Raw genomic sequence first — 17307 nt, 5'->3', positions numbered from 1 at the left:
CTCTGTTCTAATGATGGAAATCTTATGTTTCGTGATAAAATCCTTGACTTCAATGTCCGCCTTCATTTTGGCAGCATGCGAGCTTCGCAAAATATTTTTCAACTACCCCTTGTCTTACCTAGAACTTCTATGTATAATACCATTATACCTAGAACATCTTGGTATATAGGAGGTTTTATGAATGTATCCAAGGATTTAATTGCAGCCTCGGCGATTCCTTTTATTCTTGCCATTTTAAAACAGGAGGACAGTTATGGTTATGCAATTATTAAAAAAGTGAAGGAATTAACCGAAGATGAACTTGTCTGGTCAGAGGGCATGCTGTATCCGGTACTCCATCGTCTTGAAGAGAAAAACTTTATCGAATCTTACTGGCAGGGTTCTGAAAAAGGTCGTCAGCGAAAATATTATCGAATCAAAGAAGAAGGCCTGACCGAGCTGGACATGCAAAAAAAACAGTGGGATATAGTCCACTCCGCACTTTCAAAAACCTGGCTGAATTTAATTAATAAAAAGGAGGAATTTCAATATGTTTGATTTAATATCTAATATTCGGACCTGGAGTGATCTACTCCGCGCAAAAGGTGACTTGAGCGAGCCGGACATAATCGAATTGGAAAATCATTTGAAGGATGAAATTGACGATCTGGTAACGATCGGACTTTCAACGGAAGAAGCGTTTTTGATCAGCGTAAAGCGGATGGGAAATGTACATGCGATTTCTAAAGAGTATTCCAAAGTCAGTACCGAAAATCTTTGGAAACATCTAATGATCAATCCAGATGGTGCACTTGATTCCGGCCAGAATCGAAAATATATTGCCATGGTGATTATTTTTTCCCTAATCTCAGGTACCCTCTTCAAACTTCCCGAGCTATTCGGTTTAAATCTGCTTGATTCGGAAAATGGAGTCCTGTTTTTTAAGAACATCAGCTTTTTTATTTTGCCGTTTGTTGCTGCTTTTTTCCTGATTAAACACCAGTCAACCTGGAAAATACCGGCTGTGATCGGGGGTATTTTTGCATTGGCCTGGGTACTGATCAACCTGTACCCCACCTACTCCCCCAATGATACGGAATTCCTGACCGCCTTGCATCTTCCGTTATTTTTATGGTTGATCACCGGCATCGCCTATATGGGCATGGACTGGAAAGCCACCAAAGGCCGGATGAATTTCATTCGGTTTACCGGAGAATCGGTGATTTATGGTACCCTGATCTTCTGCGGAATCATCGTTTTGGCCATGTTTATTCAGGCAATGTTCTTTGCCATTCAAATAAATGCCAGTTGGTTCATCCAGAACTATTTGATTGTCTACGGTTCCAGTTCAGCTGCTATGATTACCATTTACCTGGTGGAGACCAAGAAAAGTGTTGTGGAGAATTTCGCACCGATTCTAGCAAAAATATTCAGCCCGCTTTTCTTATTGGTGATGCTTGTTTTTCTTGGTGTGATGATTGGCAGCAGTAAAAGTCCGTTTATTGAGCGGGATTACCTGATCGCTTTTGATTTCATGCTTGCTCTGGTTCTTGGTCTGGTGATTTATGTGATTTCAGCCCGAAATCCCCATGAAAAAAACACGGTATTCGATTATATCAATCTCGCCCTGATTCTCACCGCCCTGATCATCGACGGCATCGCTTTATCCGCTATCGTTTTCCGTTTATCTGCCTATGGGCTCACACCAAATAAAGTTGCGGCGCTGGGCGAGAATCTGGTACTTCTGGTTAATCTTGGCGGTCTGGCCTGGCTGTACATCCGCTTTTTTTTAAAGAAATTTGATTTTAAAAAGATTGAAGTGTTTCAAACTTCCTACATCTATGTTTATGCCCTATGGTTTGGAATGGTAGCCTTTCTCCTCCCCATATTTTTTGCTTTTCAATAAGAATTTGGGGCAATTGACCTGACGGTGTCAGGGAAACCTCCGACTTTTTTTCGGTATGTAATTTAAGTATTTTATGCAAAACACCCTAGCCGCATTTTGGAGAATCTCGACAAAATGAAAGTGCCGTATCTATCAATTGTAATTGCCGGCACGAAAAAAGCCCCAGACGTCAAGCCTGGGGCATCAATACCATAAAGATCACACTTTTTTAAGTTCCACTTTCTTTTTAGCATACTCTTCGTCTGTTATTTCTCCCGAAGCATAACGTTCGTTCAAAATTTCCATTGCCCGATTGGTTGATTGTTGCTGTTGAGACTCATCTATGCTTTTTCTTAGATTTGAATTTTTAGACATCCAAACAATCGCAAATACTACAAATGCTATTAACAATAAACACATCATAATCATACCACCTATTCTTCCTATCATACTAAGTCCAAAATACATACCATACCCACCTAAATGCATCATTATATTCACCTACCTTCTTTCTGGAAAATACCTAATTTCTAAATTTCACGCACCCTTTTTATTAACTTCAGTTAACGAAATTTTACGAGTCATCCAAGAATATATATTGATTAATTGCAATTATTGAATGTATTATACAAATCAAACCTTAAGAATAGCATGTGTTTTTTTTCCCGACGGCTATAGCCTTTCGCACTGATTGTGGGAGCAGTCCCCTTCATGTTCGAACGCCGGGAATCAGAATAACAAAACCTTCCCTCTTGTGTCACCTGAATATAAATTACGATTATTGTATAATTGTCCAATATCGATAGAATTAATTGGCAAAATCGCCATTGAAAACTATTTCATTTTGGGTATAATTATAATTAATGGTATTTTGCTGCGATTATGAAACTGAATCATCATACTTTGGTATCGGTTTATATTTATATTTTCGAATAGCGAAAAAATCATCAATAATAGCATAGGCCTTTGTTGTTACCCATGTTATTGTTTTTTTAAAAGCCCGAAGATAATTTAAAGGAGACCACAAAATGAGAATAGTGATTGCCCCGGATTCTTTCAAGGGATCCTTATCAGCTGCCGAGGTTTGTAATATCGCAGAAAATGCGATTCTTAAGATCATGCCTACTACCGAAATCATTAAAATTCCTATCTCAGATGGAGGCGAAGGTCTGGTGGACGTACTGGTTAAACACCAATCCGGCGAAATTGTAAAAATCAAAGCAAAAGACCCGTTGTTCAGGGAAATTATGGTAGAGTATGGCATTTTGTACGGAGAGATAGCAGTTATTGAGATGGCAACAGCTTCCGGTTTGCCGCTTCTCAACCCGGGTGAACGCAATCCACTGATTACCAGTACTTACGGCACCGGCGAGATGATAGTTGACGCAGTGATCAATCGAGGATGTCGGAAAATAATTCTGGGGATCGGCGGCAGCGCAACCATCGATGGCGGATTGGGAGTAGCCAGTGCCATGGGCATCCGTTTTTACGACCGGGACAAGCAGCGGCTGACACCGAGTGGTGAAAATCTGAGCCGTGTGATGACCATTGATACCCGTCAGGTGGATGCTCGATTCACTGGCGTGGAAATAACCATCGCATGCGATGTTGAAAATGTACTTTGCGGACATCTGGGTTCAGCGGCGGTGTACGGTCCTCAGAAAGGTGCCGACAAGAAAATGGTGGCTTTTCTGGATCAGGGCCTGCATGTTTTTGGGCAGCTCCTGGAGCAGCAGTCCGGAAAGAAGCTGATGGATTTGAAGGGAATTGGGGCCGCTGGTGGCATGGCATTGCCGCTGGTTGCCTTCTTCAACGCCGAATTAAAATCCGGACTGGATATTGTCTTCGACGAAACCGGCTTTGAATCAGCCATAAAAGATGCCGATCTGATCATCACCGGAGAGGGAAAAACCGATGCTCAAAGCGTGATGGGAAAAGTGATTTCAGGGGTTGGCAAGCACGGAAAGAAACAGCATATTCCGGTCATCGTAATTTCCGGCGCTCTGGAAGAAGGGTATGAAAAAATCTATGATTGTGGTGTAACGGCCGCCTTTGCCATGTTCAGAAATGACAGAGGTCTGGCTTGGCATATGGAAAACGCACCCCAATTGCTGGATGAAACGATCTGCAATCTTTTTGGTTTTCTTTCAAGTGTATGCATGAACCCTTGAATGTTATTACGCGGTGGATCAATCCTCTGTTAAACCGATGAAACTGCCTTGTTTTTCACCCTCAATCAATTTCCTTTTGAGGATAACCCGGTTTTCCGACATGATTTTTAGCGCTGTTTCAGTGGAATAAAGAAAGTCCATTGCCTGATCGGCCGGAATCACCACCGGCATCCGGTTGTGGACTTGTGCCACCGTTTCCACCGGCGGTTTTGTCATAATCAGAAACGCATCCGATCCCTCTGTCTGTCCATGATAGAAGCCCCCGAGATAAATCAGATCATCCATACCGACAAACCGGAATTTCTCTTTTTTCTCATTCCATTCATAAAAGCCGACAGCCGGAATCAGGCATCGCCGATACAGAAAGTCATCCCGAAAAGCAGCTTTTTCCAGCACCGTTTCGGACCGGGCATTAATCAGTAGGGTCTTTTTTTTTCCAATCTGCCGATTATACCCCCATCTCTTCAACTCCAGATCCATTCCCCGCTGATCCGGCCGCGGTGCGTAAACCGGTGCCAGATCGGTTGGGTAAATATCGCCTTTTTTTATCACCATGTGATACTTTTTATTGACTTTTTCAACAATTGCCTTGATTACTCTTTCCTCTTTATTTGAAAACAGAATATAACGTCCACACATTTCATTCACCCTCACGGATCGAGGAGACGGTTCTTTTGTATGCTTACGATGGGGTTTCCCACAACAAAACCATCACGCTCGTGTCCCCTTTCTTGATATTGGCATTCGAACTGAACCTTCAGCCGTGGTATCGATAAACGGGATTTTCACATTTCAGAAATTTCTCAAAGTCCTTGGCATTAAATTGATAGAATTCATCTGATCCCATTTTTCCTCATTTTTACGCAAGTCAATATTCTACTAAGCTTTCCTGGTCTCACATTCTTGCTCTTTTCTGCACCGGAATTCTTCGCTGGATATAGAATAAGCTTTGATATCCCGGATTTCACCGGTATAGATCTTTTCGGCCTGCCGGATTGTTCCTTCGTAAAGAAAACCGCATTTTTCAATCACCCGCTGGGATCCCAGGTTGGATGGATAATGCACGACCGAGATCAGACTAAGACCAAGGGTATCAAAACCATATGCCAGAACGGCTCTGGCAGCTTCCGTCATCATGCCCTGCCCCCAATGATCCTCGCTCAGTGCGTAACCGAGCATCCGTGCCTGATCATTCTGCCGATGGGGATCTTCAATCAATCCGATTGATCCGATAATCTGTTTCTCTTTTTCAATCCCCCAGATATTTTCCTGCCCAACAAAGATTGTCTTCATGATCTCTGCTGTTTCCTCGATTGTTTCATGAGGCTTCCAGCCCGCCCGAGGACCAACATTTTTGCTTTTAGAATAGGCAAAAACGTCGGCTGTGTCTTCCATGGTTAATGGTCTTAATAACAGGTTTCTGGTATTAATGTTCTTCATTTTATTCTCGATCCCTTCAAAATAATATTCTTCTAGCCTGAACGCTATTTTTCTTGCTCCGCTTTATAAATTAAACTCAGTAGAATCTGAAACTCTTTATGAAAATCAGTTTCGTATTTTTCCTTCTTTTCAAAGGATCGCTCAAACGCTTCCAACGCAGCTTCGTCGATCTGATAGGCTGATGACTCTTAGAATCGCCACTGATATTTTCAAGTGCTCCGGGTTGGAGTTCATAAGCCAGCAGGCCGATGGCAAAGTAGCCCTCGCTGGTTATGATATCATACTTTTCCGCTGCCCGGAAACCCAGCCGTCCATGAAATCGGGGATCTCCGTAAATAAGAATCGCCTTAAAGCCCATTTCGGTGGCAACCTGAATGGCGTGACGAATCAGTTTCCGGCCAGTCTCTGCTTCTGATAATCCGGCAAGATGGTCACCGGCTCGAAGGTAATAACTTCTGTTGCCATCCCGTTTGCATCAATGACATGGGCTTTGCTGAGGATATAGTCGCTGATTGGCAGGCTCTCAAAAAACTCTTCAAAGGCATTGATGATATTGACTTCGTTAATAGCCAGATGTTTAAAGATGGTTTCGTCACCCCGCTAATAGTGGAGAATCAGCCGGAGAGTTGGTTCTTCAATTCTTTGCGTAAATAATGACATGATCAATTCTCCCTTTTTCGTTCAGTTATCGCTTTGATATTTTGTCGATACAAATCTATGTTCCCTATCTGAGATACTGCATTTGTTCGCTATTTCTGGCTAGTTATTCCGTAACTGACAGACTTTCAATTGATGATTAAATTGTACCTGACTCCATCAGATACTGTTTTCAATATCCTTTAGTGATCTTCCTTCATCATTCACCCACAACGATCTTAGCATTATCGATGAACTCCTCAAGTTCACTTTCCTTTTCCTCTCTCATGTGTTACTGCCAGGATATAGCTTACTGTCTACTTGCTGATCGAATTCGATTCTGACAAAACATTTGCATTCTTGTTATGCAAAATAAATCAAAAAATGATACAATACGTTCATCAAATCTACCGATTGGAGTTACAAAAATGAAGAAAGACCTTATCCTGACCAAACAGCTGGCGATTCTTGAAAAACAGGAGCAGAAGTTTTTGAATCAGAAAAACAGCCCGTTTATCAAATCAAACTTCACTCCTGTGGTCAATAAAATCCAGGCTAAAATACCGGAAAAACTGCAAGCCACCCTCGACACAGCTTTCTACATGGGCTTTCATTTTGTGTTTGAAAAAGGAAACAGTCTCATCGAAAAAACTTACAACAAAGAAAATATCGATGTGGAATACGATTTAAATAATTACGCACTTGAAAAATATATGAGTAAAAAACATATGAAAACGCTGGATAAATCGTCAAAACAGTCCAAAGCCATCAATGAATCCATTGCGGCAATAGAAGGCGGCGTTCTGGGCTTGCTGGGGATTGGGCTTCCGGATATCCCGCTGTTTCTTGGCGTCATCATCAAAACCATCAATGAAATTGCATTGTCCTACGGCTACCAGTACACCTCCAATGAGGAAAAAGCGTACATCCTTTATCTGATCTGTGCTGCCATGACGAAAGAAGATCTGCGAAAAGTATATGATCAGAAAATCGAGCGTTTAGGCAAGCATATTGATGCCGATACGCCGATGGACATTGATCTGAAAGCGGTTATGAAAGAAACCTCCGACCTTTTGTCCAATACCCTGCTGACTGCCAAATTTATCCAGGGGCTGCCTATCGTGGGCGTCATCGGTGGCGTGGTCAATCCCTTGATGGTCAATAAAACCGGCAAATACGCCCGGATTAAGTATAAGAAGCGGTATCTGCTTTCCAAGCTCAATCCGAATGGCGTCATCGATTAACGATTGGCACGCAAATTTCACACCGATGGTTTTTAACCATTTTGGTCGCATATCTTTCCACTATCGGTTTCGAGCCGTCCATCTCATAACCATGGCTGCTCAGTTCCTGAAATATTTCATGCCAAGCCTGCTGAACTGCTTCTGCCGAATGGTCAATCTCAAAAACCGCATAGTTGCTTTCGCTGATTTTGCCTTTGCTGACATCATCATCCCGGATCGACTGATCCGCCGCTGTAATCAGGCAGACGTCATACCGGCAGTTTTCAGGGTTAGTTGTTTCCGGATTATCCTGCGGGATTCCCAGAATGATTGAGTCTTCGTTCAATAAATGATTCATCGTTGCCCACGCTTTTAATCGTTCCATCGTTTGGATATTGCGCCTGCCGTATGGCCCAATCTGCCTGATGTATGCAATTTCACATTCTGGCATCACTTCAATATTCATTTTCATCTTAATTTATTCCTTTCAATCAACGATTCGACCGGTCTATAAGAAATGTAACATGATTTAAAATGAAAATAAACAAATTTTTTAAAAAATATTTTTCTTTTCATTATGTGAGACAATACTGTAAATCTAGTCCTACACCTCTGCAAACGATAAAACTTAATTGAATCTGTATTTAAAATGGAAATGTCACAAATTTATACATAAACGTTATAATAACTTAAATATTATATGCAATCTATTTATAATAAAGACGAGGTGATGCACATGTATGAAAAAATCGCATCCAAGCTCTTGTATGAGCTGGTTACTTCTGATGATGTCATCAGAAATCTGGAAATGATTATTGAATCCAATATTTCCAGAACAAACTCATCGCCTGATTTGCTCTGAAATCGCCATCAAAATGATGACAGCATCATTTTTTTGCCTGCTCTATCATCTTAATCACCTGACTGATACCCTCTTCCCCATTGACCAGCACCTGCCCGATGTCCGCTCTTTCAATATCATCCAGATGGAAGCCGGCGCAGACGGTGCAGACGCAGTGAAATGCCTCGGACACCCTTCTAGCCAGGGGAATGGCCAGGGCGTCATCCCGGTGCTCCTGGGCGGTATAGACGCTGAGCCGGCCATCATCGCCCACGGCTGTGCAGCCGATGTGGGCTGCTCCTCCAGTCACCAGAATCAGCACATCAGCTCCGGCCATCGTGATCTGATATTTAAGCGCGGTCGGCCCGCTGCCCACTGTTAGTTTCATTCGCTCTCTCCCCAGCGTCTGAAAAGATGGTTGGGAATGCGCAGCAAATCGAAAACCTTACCGACGCTTTGGTTGATGACGTCATCGATGGTCTGGGGCTTGTGGTAAAAGCCAGGCATCGGCGGCAGGATGATGCCGCCGGCTTCGGTGACGGCGGTCATGTTTCGCAGGTGAATCAGCGTCAGCGGGGTTTCCCGGACCATCAGAACCAAAGGCCGGCGCTCTTTTAAAGCCACATCCGCAATTCGGACGATCAGATTATCACTGAAGCCATTGGCAACGCCGGCTAGAGTTTTCATGCTGCAGGGAGCGATCACGGTGGCCTCGGTCCCATAGGAGCCGCTGGAAACAGCCGCCGCCATATCATGGCTGTCATAGACGATGTCTGCCAGAGAGCGCACATATTCTTCACTGTAATCTGTTTCCAGGGCGATGGTTTTACACCCCCAGTCACTGAGAATGAGAGACACCTGGTTGTCCGTTCCCCTTAATGCTTCCAAAAGCCGAATGCCATAGATTACTCCGGAGGCTCCTGTTATTCCAACCGCAATTTTCATCGGATTCCTCGCAATTTTTTCGTTTTTTCTAAATCAATACCGTTTTTGGTGATGGCCACGCCATAAATTTTTTCGGCGGTTTCCAGCGATATGATCTCGTCTTGGACATCATCATAGACCTTCCCGGCCGGTCGTTTCAGCGGATCGCCCCAACCGCCGCCGCCGCTGGTGTTCAAGCAAACCTGATCACCCTTAGTTGCGTGTCGGGGCGCTTCCTTGCTTTCCATCACGGTTTCTTTGCCATCATGAACAAAAACACTTCGGTTGAGACTTCCTTGATGTCCGCCTCTGAGTCCATACGGGGCGAATTTGACGCCGTCTCCGAAATTGACGATATCGCTTTGTTCGGCATAGAGCTCAAAAGCATATTTCATGCCGCAGCCACCGCGATACTCTCCGGCACCGGCGGTATCCGTATCCATTTCATGATAAAGGGTGAGATGGGGATACTGCACTTCATTGGATTCAATATTCGGTGCCTTAACCCCTCCGAAATTCGACAAGGTTGCCATATAAGGCTTGCCGTCATTCCCTTCCATGGCTCCGCCGCTGCCCAGAGAGCAGAAAGAAAAGCCCACGTAATAACGGTCTGTTCTGGCATCCACCCCATAATAGGATGGTCCCAGATAACGATGATAACCTGCAGAAACCCGTCCTGACACGGCCTGATCCAGCGCCTGAAAAATTGTTCCGATGATTTCACTGGCTGGCGTTAAGGTGCAGAGTGTCATCGGTGCCGGTTCATTAGGATTGACCAGTGAACCTTTTGGCAGATTGACATCGATGCAGCGGAATGCCCCGCCGTTTCGAGGAATATCTTTGCCCAAAAACCACAATACCGCGATACCAGAAGCACAGGTTGCGGTGACCACTGAGGTGTTGATGAAGCCTTTTACCTGAGCATCTGTTCCTTCAAAGTCCACCAGCAGCCGATCGCCTTTTATCGTGACGGAAACCGCTATTTTAACCGGTTCTTCCTGAAAGCCGTCATCATCAATATAATCAACTGCCGCATAGCTTCCATCCGGCACCGCAGCAATGCGTTGTCTCGTGAGGGCTTCTGTCTGCTCCATGGTATCCTGTACCGCTTTTTTGACCGTTGCCACCGAATAGGTTTCCAGCATTTCCCGGATCCGTTTAGCGGCCACCCGGTTGGAACCGATCTGCGCTAGAAAATCACTGGTGAGCATCTCCGGATTCCGGGTATTCAAAGCGATTAACGTCAGCACATCGTCGATCATTTCATTGTTTTTCATTAATTTTGTCGGCGGAATGCGAATTCCTTCCTGGAAAATCTCAGTCGCCTTGGGATTGTAGCTGCCGGCGGTGGAACCACCAATATCCCCGTGATGGGCCCGGCTGACGCTGAAGAAGAGCAGTTCGCCGTCATAAAAAACCGGGGTGATGATGCCGATATCTGGAAGATGATTGCCGCCGTCATAAGGATCGTTGATGATGAAAACATCGCCGTCGTCAATATGATGGCCGTATTTTCTCAGCAGGGCCTTGACGCTGAAGGCCCCTGCGGTTGCCAGAATCGGAATCCCGCTGATTTGGGACACCAGTTCTCCATCTTTGTCGCAGATACAGCAGGCAAAATCGCAGGCCTCGGCAAAAATCGGTGAATGAGCGGAATGCTCCAGAGCGATTCCCATTTCACCGGTGATGCTGTCGAGACGGTTGATAATAACCGCACGGTTGATAATATCTTCAGTTCGCTGATTCATACTACAACACCTCCTTTTTAAGTACAAGTATTCCTTCATCTGCCGGCGCACAAAAGAAGTGTTCCGGAATAACCAATGTGGTGTAATCAAAATCAATGAGTGCCGGCCCGGTGATGACTTCATTTAAATCGCCCTCATTGTAAATTGGAACCACGATTTCGTCCTCCTGGTTAAAGGCATACCCGGACACTTTTTTTGTCCGTCCATTAGATTTTTGGGAAGCCATTGGGAAAAGTACATTTTCCCCGTTTTCTTCATAACAGGCAAGATGTAAATCGATGATTTCCCAGTCTTTATCTCTTTCGGCATATTCATAAATTGCTTCATGGGTATCATAAAATTCTTTTTCCACCGTCTCCCAGCTATCCTGTGAAAATGTTCCCTGTTTCCATGGGACGCTTATCTCGTGATGCTGACTGACATAACGCATTTCTAAAATCAGATCAAACCGGCGCTGGTCTTTATCAACGCTAAGCCGCTCCAGCTCACTTTCACCTTCCTGCATCATCAGTGCCAAAGTCTGATTGATTTTTTTTGCATTCCATTGCTTTTTTTCCATAAAAAAGCTTCGGGTTGCATCATAGCGGCTGGAGGCTCCCAGCATCCCCCAGGAACAGAATACCGGTCCCTGTACGGGAATGAGGACCTCCGGCATATGAAGGGACTCTATAATTTTCGCCGCAAAAAGAGGGAAGGCCCCGCCGGCACTGATTAGGCTGTATATTCTGGGGTCATTTCCTTTCTGGGTGGTCACCAAACGAACCGCATCCGCCATCATTTCGGCAGCAATGCCGTAAATAATCCTTGCCGCCTCTTGCACCGACAGATTAAGTGGATCAGCCACCTTTTCCTTTATCGCCTGCTCGGCCCGCTCTCTGGATAAAGCAAACTTTCCGCCCAGAAAATTATCCTCATTAATGAGTCCGAGGATCAGTAAAGCATCCGTAACCGTAGGTTCCGCTCCGCCTAAATCGTAGCAGGCCGGGCCCGGCACCGAGCCGGCGGAATCCGGGCCGATAAAGACCCGTCCGCCGATTTCCACATGGGCAATGCTGCCGCCTCCGGCACCGATGGAGCTGATATCAATCATGGGAATGCTCAAGGGATAGCCGGCAAGCTCGGTTTGCGGCACCAGCTGATTGCTGCTGCCACTGATAACATGAATATCAAAGCTGGTGCCGCCCATGTCCGCCAGCACCGTATGAGTTTTACCCAGTAATTTTCCAATGGTTTCATTCCCCACCGCTCCCCCGGCCGGACCGGATAACAGGGTTTTAACCGCAAATGCTGCCATCGCTTCGGTATCGCTGAGCCCGCCGTTGTTCAGCATAATATGGATTGGTTTCTGCCAGCCATAAAGGGCCAGTTCCTTTTTTATATCGTTTAAATAATCTGCCAGAACCGGTGTCAGATAGGCATTGATCACTGTTGTGGTGGTCCGTTCATATTCTCGGATGCGGGGGGCCACATCCGCGGATAGGGAAACGAACACATCCGGCAACTCCTCCTTTATGATTTCCGCTGTTCGCCGTTCATGCTCAGGATTAAGAAACGAGAACAGATAACAGACTGCAATGGACCTGACCCCCAACTCCCGGCATTTTCGGCAGGCTTCCCGGACTTTGTCTTCATTCAGGGGGGTTACGAGATCCCCTTGATAATCCATTCGTCCCTCAATCCCTAAACGTAATCGGCGAGGAACCAGAACCATCGGTTTTTCCGCGGCCAGATCCCACTGGTTTTTCAATTGAGCGCGGCGGATTTCGAGAGCATCACGAAAGCCTGCTGTTGTGAACAGGGCGGTTTTTACGCCCTTCTTTTCCAACAGAGCATTGAGTGCCAGGGTCGTTCCCAGCGTTATCTTTTCCGTTTCTTTTAAAAACGTCTCTAAATCCGCATCCCATTCCTCAGCTAACTTTTTCAAACCAGCCAGGATTCCATCCGCAGGATGTTGATGATTTGTCGGATTCTTGACGAATATTCTGTGATATGCCTGGTCTTTAAACCTGCCCACCGAGGTATAATCAGTGAAGGTACCACCGGTATCAATTGCTATTTTTATCATCTTTCGGCCTTCTTACTTTGTGTATTTATATAAACGCTTGACTGCTTCCTGGGCCTCTTTATCGATCTCGATCTTGGGTGAAAAACCGCTGAGCGGTTTAGTGGCATCAATTCCCATTTTGTCCGATCGGCTCAGCTCATCAGAAGAAGGGTCCAGGGTTTCGCCCATACAATTCGGTAGAATCATGACCCCTTTGCTGGCCTGGAGCCGTGTTGCCATGGCCCACAGAACCTCCTGCTCATTAAAGACATCGACGTCCTCATCCACCACAACGGCCATCTTAATATGATGGTCCATCCCCAACACTGTCAAAAGCGCCTGTTGCGGCTGGCCTTCAGCAATTTTTTTCATGGAAATATAGCAGTGGAAAATACCGCAGGAGGATAACGGCGAATGCACCGCTTTGATATTCGGCAGGTTCTGATTGAGCGTTTTTAAAATATCCCCTTCTCTCTGGATCGAGACCATGGTGATGTGCTCGCTGCTCATGGCCGGTGTAATATCATGAAAAATGGGGTTTTCACGATAGCGGATGGCATTGACCTGAAAAACATTTTCGGTACTCCGGAAGCATGCATAGTTAGTGTATTCGGCAAACGGGCTTTCCGGCTCCCGAACATTTGCCAGAACCTCGCCTTCCAGGATAATTTCTGCATAGGCCGGCACCTGCAGATCAATGGTTGCACATTGAGCTACCTCTAAGGGTTCTCCGAAAAGACCGCCAATGGCACCGAATTTACCCAGACTGTAGGGCACGGATGCCTGGGAACCCAGGGAAATATTGGGATGCACGCCAATACAAATGGCCATCTTCATATTTTCGCCGCGCTCTTCGCTTCTTCTAAAATATTCCCACATTCTCCCTCTGGAATGGAAAGAGATTCCCAGTTTGTTTTTCCCTTTTAACTGAAGGCGATGAAAGCCACAGGTGTCGGATCCGGTTTCCGGATCCTTGGCCACACAAAGCCCGGATGTAATATAGGGACCGGCATCAATGGGAAAATGTTTGAGAATCGGGAATTTAGTTAAATCCACATCATTTCCAGTGATGAGATTTGCATTGGCGGGAGGATTTTCGACAACCTTTAAATTATCAAACCTGTTTTTGACCCGTTCTCCGAATTCCTGGGATATATTTTCTGTTTTCACGCCCATGGCCTTCGCAAAGCGCTCTCTTGATCCTAAAATATTTGTCACAACCGGGAACTGACTGCCTTCCACTTTATCAAACCACATCACCGGGTAGCGGTGTTCCTTCTCGAGTGCCATCATTAATGTGCTGATTTCGTACTCTCTTTTAACTTCTTCGGTAACGTGTTTTATTTCTCCATCCTTTTCCAGCTGCTCTAAAAATACGCGTAGATCCTGACTCATTACTTACCTCACCTTTTTAATATTTTTAATTACGGTATAACGATCTAAACGACAATTGCTTAAGCCTGACTCTCAATGAGAAAAAGGCAAAAACAATTGTCGTTAATAAAAATTAATTAAATTATAGCAGAAACATCAGTATAAAACTTTTATTTAACCAGTCCTGATTTTAAAACAGCATCATAGGCTAATTTTGTAATAACAGTAGCCACAATCCAGTTGACGGCAATAAGAATTAGGGTTTCGATAATGGCGACATCAAGAGGTATTTCCAAAATAAAGATCATGCCAACCGTAACGATACAGTTACCTAAAATACAAACGCCTGCCTGAGCCAGAATATGATGGGACCATTTTGTCATATCGTATTTTGAAGCGACAAACGAAACCCAAATTGTGCCAACGGCATTAGCAAATATAAAAGCTACCCACAAAGGCGAATACATCACTGATGTTAAGGCTTCTATCTCTGCCGCAATGATTCCACCGGGCTGTTTGTAGATAAGCGTAATAAAGGCTGTAAAAAATGCCCAGCAGCTACCATTTATCAGGTACATACCGGCTTTTCCCCATGGTAACATATTATCAATTTGACCGGTAATTTGGCAGGCAATTACAAAAACAATCCCCATTACAACTGCGCCGATTAGCGATTTTGTGTCCGTTTTAAAAATCTTTTTTCTCTTCAAAGCTAGTTCATTTTCCATTTTAATCTCCTTAGTATTTTATATTTATAAAAACATGATGCATAACATAATTGAGATATACATCATGATAATAAACAAGATCATGATCCCTTCAAAAGGTCTTAGTCCAATTGTCTTTTGAAAGTTTCTTGTCTCATATCTGCCAAAGCCTCGCAGCTCAACCGAAAGTGATGCGTCGTTGGATATTCTCAGGGCCCGGTAAATCAGCGGCATCACGGCGGCTGGCAAATTTCTGATATGTTCCATCACCGTGTCACAGGGAACCCCTCGGGCCGAATTGCTGTCACAAATCGAATGATATTCATTGACCATTACCGGAAAAAAACGCGCCGTAATGGGCACCAGCATGGCATAACGATAGGGGATATGCCATTTAATCAGCATCTGCGCAATATCCGTGGCATCGGTGTTATAAGCAAATTGGATGGCACTGATGGTAATCACACAAATTCTTAAAAATCCTAACAGTGAGGCAATGAGTGAACCGTTGTAAACAGTTAAAATCCACCAGGACCAAACCGGCTCACCGACTCTCCCAAATAATAAATTAATAATCAATACCTGAGAACCGGCAATCAACAGCAGGATTGCAATCACTTTAAAACGTTTAAGACTTTTTTCAGTAATAATTTCGGTTATCAGAATGGTTAGCAATAGCACCAGATCCAGCATCATATTCCTCGAAATTAATGCTGTTAGAACAAGAAACAAGCACCAGGTCAGCTTTAGACGCGGATCCCAATTTTTTACATTTATCATCGCTAAACCTTCCTCCCTACATAAGTTCCATTTTTATTAAATCATCGGTAAAGCAGTCCATCTGGTCTGCGTTGAAATCTAGCACCAGTTCGTGTCGATTCATGACCACGATCCGATTAGCAAAATATTTGGCATCACTTAAGTCGTGGGTAACTAAAAGGACCGTTTTCCCCTGCTGGGCAAGCAACAAAAGTTTTTCCATCACCAGCCTGCTTTGACTTTCATCCAATCCGGATGTCGGTTCGTCGGCGATGATAAGCTCCGGTTCGCTGATGATGACGGACCCCAATGCCAAAAGTTGACGCTGACCTCGGCTAAGCCGTTGTGGATGCACCTCCTCTGAGCCTTCAAGACCGATAAACGCCAGAACATCCTGAATTTTTTTGTTTTTTTCCGCTTCCGAATCGTCCTTACGCTTTAAAACATATCCAATTTCCTCTTTTATGGTGCTGCAGAAAATCTGATCATCCGGATTCTGAAAAAGAAAACCGATTCGTCTCCGGAGTTCGCCGATATTTTTCTTTGTTACGGGCGATCCAAACAATTCGATGGAGCCTTCGGTCGGCTTTAACAACCCCTCGATCAGTTTAAGCATCGTCGATTTGCCCGATCCATTCTGTCCGATCACCGCGGTAAAGTCCCCTTTTTTTAACGTAAAATCAATGGCTTTGCATCCGACGATGCCGCCCTTATAAATATGGGAGGCCCCCATCAATTTGACGATATCTGTTTCATGATCAACCATTAATTCTATTGGTCTCCGTTTTTTTTCTTTTTGCTGGTATTTATTTTTGTATTCTTCGGTATTCATATAATCCTTTACGGTGCCGTTTTCCATAACAACAACCCGATCGGCATATTTTAAAACCTCTCTTGATTTGTCCATAACAACCATTGTCGTAATTTTTTCATTCTTGTTAAGCCATGAAAGATACTTGTAGAGTTCCGCACTGGTTTTGGGATCAAGCTCTGCCGCTGGCTGATCCAGCAGTAAAATAGGCGCTTTTAATGTCAGGATGCTGCCCAAAACAACTTTTTGAGCCTGGCCCCCGGACAAAGCATCGGTATACCGGTGTGCAAAGTCCTGGATGGAGAGAAATGACATGATTTCTCCGACGCGGGATTGTATTTCCTCGCTGCTCAAATTCATATTGGCCACCCCAAACCCCAGCTCATCATAAACGACTCTGCTGATCATCTGATTTTGTGGCTCCTGCATCATATATCCCACATAATCCGCCATTTCACAAAGCGGAATTTCTTCCACATTCCGATCGGCCACTCTGACTGTCCCGTCAATTGTACAGGGATAAAATTTGGGTGCAGCCGAAGTAATAGCATGAAGCAATAAGGATTTTCCGGAAGCCGTTCCCCCTGTTACCGCAATAAAATCACCTTGATTGATGTCCAGTTTTATATTCTTTAAAGCCGCCTCTTTCTCCTCTGGAAAGACCAATGCTTCTAAATCAATGCTTATAATTGGTTTCATTCAGTTAATAATCCCCTTCTATACAAAAAAAAAGCTTCGACTATAAATAGTCGAAACTTTACCTTC

At 44.5% G+C, this 17307-nt stretch carries 18 protein-coding genes; 5 read left to right on the top strand and 13 right to left on the bottom strand.

Going from position 1 to position 17307, the window contains the following annotated elements; all coding sequences use genetic code 11:
• The first annotated feature begins 177 nt into the window (after positions 1-177).
• Together FZC40_RS00330 and FZC40_RS00325 are read left to right on the top strand one after the other, a co-directional pair.
• The gene (locus FZC40_RS00330; protein ID WP_148601960.1) at positions 178-537 is read left to right on the top strand and encodes a PadR family transcriptional regulator; all 360 of its coding nucleotides are present in this window, start codon (positions 178-180) and stop codon (positions 535-537) included.
• Complete coding sequence (locus FZC40_RS00325; RefSeq protein WP_148601959.1) at positions 530-1885, top strand: permease prefix domain 1-containing protein; 1356 nt, start codon at positions 530-532, stop codon at positions 1883-1885. Before FZC40_RS00330 ends, FZC40_RS00325 begins: the two co-directional genes overlap by 8 nt.
• 198 nt (positions 1886-2083) lie before the next feature.
• Here FZC40_RS00325 and FZC40_RS00320 read toward each other — a convergent pair whose 3' ends face one another.
• Positions 2084-2356 carry an SHOCT domain-containing protein gene (locus tag FZC40_RS00320; RefSeq protein ID WP_148601958.1) on the bottom strand — a complete coding sequence of 91 codons (273 nt, stop codon included), beginning with the start codon at positions 2354-2356 and terminating at the stop codon, positions 2084-2086.
• Between the two features lie 536 nt (positions 2357-2892).
• Here FZC40_RS00320 and FZC40_RS00315 point away from each other — a divergent pair.
• Positions 2893-4035 (top strand): glycerate kinase, encoded by a 1143-nt coding sequence (locus tag FZC40_RS00315; protein ID WP_148601957.1) that lies wholly within the window; start codon positions 2893-2895, stop codon positions 4033-4035.
• A gap of 18 nt (positions 4036-4053) precedes the next feature.
• On the opposite strand, the gene FZC40_RS00310 is transcribed toward FZC40_RS00315, so the two are convergent.
• From FZC40_RS00310 to FZC40_RS00300, 3 genes are all read right to left on the bottom strand, one after another.
• The gene (locus FZC40_RS00310; protein WP_148601956.1) at positions 4054-4674 is read right to left on the bottom strand and encodes an SOS response-associated peptidase; all 621 of its coding nucleotides are present in this window, start codon (positions 4672-4674) and stop codon (positions 4054-4056) included.
• Between the two features lie 240 nt (positions 4675-4914).
• Positions 4915-5475: a GNAT family N-acetyltransferase gene (locus FZC40_RS00305; RefSeq protein WP_148601955.1), complete on the bottom strand. Its 561-nt coding sequence runs from the start codon at positions 5473-5475 to the stop codon at positions 4915-4917.
• Positions 5476-5551: 76 nt separating this feature from the next.
• Positions 5552-5833, bottom strand: a complete 282-nt coding sequence (locus FZC40_RS00300) for a hypothetical protein (RefSeq protein WP_148601954.1) — start codon at positions 5831-5833, stop codon at positions 5552-5554.
• A gap of 706 nt (positions 5834-6539) precedes the next feature.
• Here FZC40_RS00300 and FZC40_RS00295 point away from each other — a divergent pair.
• A complete protein-coding gene (locus FZC40_RS00295; RefSeq protein WP_243135610.1) occupies positions 6540-7355 on the top strand; it encodes an EcsC family protein in 816 nt (271 codons plus the stop codon).
• Here FZC40_RS00295 and FZC40_RS00290 read toward each other — a convergent pair.
• Positions 7345-7806, bottom strand: coding sequence for an AraC family transcriptional regulator (locus FZC40_RS00290; RefSeq protein WP_148601953.1), 462 nt, complete (start codon positions 7804-7806; stop codon positions 7345-7347). The genes FZC40_RS00295 and FZC40_RS00290 overlap by 11 nt on opposite strands.
• 264 nt (positions 7807-8070) lie before the next feature.
• Between FZC40_RS00290 and FZC40_RS17540 the strand changes: the two genes are divergently transcribed.
• Positions 8071-8196 carry a hypothetical protein gene (locus tag FZC40_RS17540; RefSeq protein WP_279233298.1) on the top strand — a complete coding sequence of 42 codons (126 nt, stop codon included), beginning with the start codon at positions 8071-8073 and terminating at the stop codon, positions 8194-8196.
• 25 nt (positions 8197-8221) lie between these two features.
• Here the strand turns inward: FZC40_RS17540 and lpdD are convergent, their stop codons facing one another.
• From lpdD to FZC40_RS00250, 8 genes are all read right to left on the bottom strand, one after another.
• Positions 8222-8563 (bottom strand): prenylated flavin chaperone LpdD, encoded by a 342-nt coding sequence (lpdD, locus tag FZC40_RS00285; RefSeq protein ID WP_148601952.1) that lies wholly within the window; start codon positions 8561-8563, stop codon positions 8222-8224.
• Positions 8560-9120 carry a UbiX family flavin prenyltransferase gene (locus tag FZC40_RS00280; protein WP_148601951.1) on the bottom strand — a complete coding sequence of 187 codons (561 nt, stop codon included), beginning with the start codon at positions 9118-9120 and terminating at the stop codon, positions 8560-8562. Before FZC40_RS00280 ends, lpdD begins: the two co-directional genes overlap by 4 nt.
• A complete protein-coding gene (locus FZC40_RS00275) occupies positions 9117-10847 on the bottom strand; it encodes a hydantoinase B/oxoprolinase family protein (RefSeq protein WP_148601950.1) in 1731 nt (576 codons plus the stop codon). The genes FZC40_RS00280 and FZC40_RS00275 overlap by 4 nt, the downstream gene beginning before the upstream one ends.
• Position 10848: 1 nt before the next feature.
• On the bottom strand, positions 10849-12912 hold the full coding sequence (locus FZC40_RS00270; RefSeq protein WP_148601949.1) for a hydantoinase/oxoprolinase family protein: 2064 nt from the start codon (positions 12910-12912) through the stop codon (positions 10849-10851).
• Between the two features lie 12 nt (positions 12913-12924).
• Positions 12925-14286 carry a UbiD family decarboxylase gene (locus FZC40_RS00265; RefSeq protein ID WP_148601948.1) on the bottom strand — a complete coding sequence of 454 codons (1362 nt, stop codon included), beginning with the start codon at positions 14284-14286 and terminating at the stop codon, positions 12925-12927.
• A gap of 149 nt (positions 14287-14435) precedes the next feature.
• Positions 14436-14993 carry a hypothetical protein gene (locus FZC40_RS00260; protein ID WP_148601947.1) on the bottom strand — a complete coding sequence of 186 codons (558 nt, stop codon included), beginning with the start codon at positions 14991-14993 and terminating at the stop codon, positions 14436-14438.
• Between the two features lie 24 nt (positions 14994-15017).
• Positions 15018-15752 (bottom strand): energy-coupling factor transporter transmembrane component T family protein, encoded by a 735-nt coding sequence (locus tag FZC40_RS00255; RefSeq protein WP_148601946.1) that lies wholly within the window; start codon positions 15750-15752, stop codon positions 15018-15020.
• Positions 15753-15768: 16 nt separating this feature from the next.
• Positions 15769-17241, bottom strand: a complete 1473-nt coding sequence (locus tag FZC40_RS00250; RefSeq protein ID WP_148601945.1) for an ABC transporter ATP-binding protein — start codon at positions 17239-17241, stop codon at positions 15769-15771.
• Positions 17242-17307: the final 66 nt, after the last annotated feature.

This window comes from Acetobacterium tundrae (genome assembly GCF_008086615.1).
Lineage (GTDB): Bacteria > Bacillota > Clostridia > Eubacteriales > Eubacteriaceae > Acetobacterium > Acetobacterium tundrae.
The sequence above is the reverse complement of the archived record's forward strand: the minus strand, read 5'-3'. Positions and strand labels throughout refer to the sequence as shown.

Bases quoted from the DNA above. Each gene is read 5' to 3' on its own strand.
- FZC40_RS00330 (WP_148601960.1), top strand. From the start codon at position 178: ATGAATGTATCCAAGGATTTAATTGCAGCCTCGGCGATTCCTTTTATT.
- FZC40_RS00325 (WP_148601959.1), top strand. From the start codon at position 530: ATGTTTGATTTAATATCTAATATTCGGACCTGGAGTGATCTACTCCGC.
- FZC40_RS00320 (WP_148601958.1), bottom strand. From the start codon at position 2,356: ATGATGCATTTAGGTGGGTATGGTATGTATTTTGGACTTAGTATGATA.
- FZC40_RS00315 (WP_148601957.1), top strand. From the start codon at position 2,893: ATGAGAATAGTGATTGCCCCGGATTCTTTCAAGGGATCCTTATCAGCT.
- FZC40_RS00310 (WP_148601956.1), bottom strand. From the start codon at position 4,674: ATGTGTGGACGTTATATTCTGTTTTCAAATAAAGAGGAAAGAGTAATC.
- FZC40_RS00305 (WP_148601955.1), bottom strand. From the start codon at position 5,475: ATGAAGAACATTAATACCAGAAACCTGTTATTAAGACCATTAACCATG.
- FZC40_RS00300 (WP_148601954.1), bottom strand. From the start codon at position 5,833: ATGGGCTTTAAGGCGATTCTTATTTACGGAGATCCCCGATTTCATGGA.
- FZC40_RS00295 (WP_243135610.1), top strand. From the start codon at position 6,540: ATGAAGAAAGACCTTATCCTGACCAAACAGCTGGCGATTCTTGAAAAA.
- FZC40_RS00290 (WP_148601953.1), bottom strand. From the start codon at position 7,806: ATGAAAATGAATATTGAAGTGATGCCAGAATGTGAAATTGCATACATC.
- FZC40_RS17540 (WP_279233298.1), top strand. From the start codon at position 8,071: ATGTATGAAAAAATCGCATCCAAGCTCTTGTATGAGCTGGTTACTTCT.
- lpdD (WP_148601952.1), bottom strand. From the start codon at position 8,563: ATGAAACTAACAGTGGGCAGCGGGCCGACCGCGCTTAAATATCAGATC.
- FZC40_RS00280 (WP_148601951.1), bottom strand. From the start codon at position 9,120: ATGAAAATTGCGGTTGGAATAACAGGAGCCTCCGGAGTAATCTATGGC.
- FZC40_RS00275 (WP_148601950.1), bottom strand. From the start codon at position 10,847: ATGAATCAGCGAACTGAAGATATTATCAACCGTGCGGTTATTATCAAC.
- FZC40_RS00270 (WP_148601949.1), bottom strand. From the start codon at position 12,912: ATGATAAAAATAGCAATTGATACCGGTGGTACCTTCACTGATTATACC.
- FZC40_RS00265 (WP_148601948.1), bottom strand. From the start codon at position 14,286: ATGAGTCAGGATCTACGCGTATTTTTAGAGCAGCTGGAAAAGGATGGA.
- FZC40_RS00260 (WP_148601947.1), bottom strand. From the start codon at position 14,993: ATGGAAAATGAACTAGCTTTGAAGAGAAAAAAGATTTTTAAAACGGAC.
- FZC40_RS00255 (WP_148601946.1), bottom strand. From the start codon at position 15,752: ATGATAAATGTAAAAAATTGGGATCCGCGTCTAAAGCTGACCTGGTGC.
- FZC40_RS00250 (WP_148601945.1), bottom strand. From the start codon at position 17,241: ATGAAACCAATTATAAGCATTGATTTAGAAGCATTGGTCTTTCCAGAG.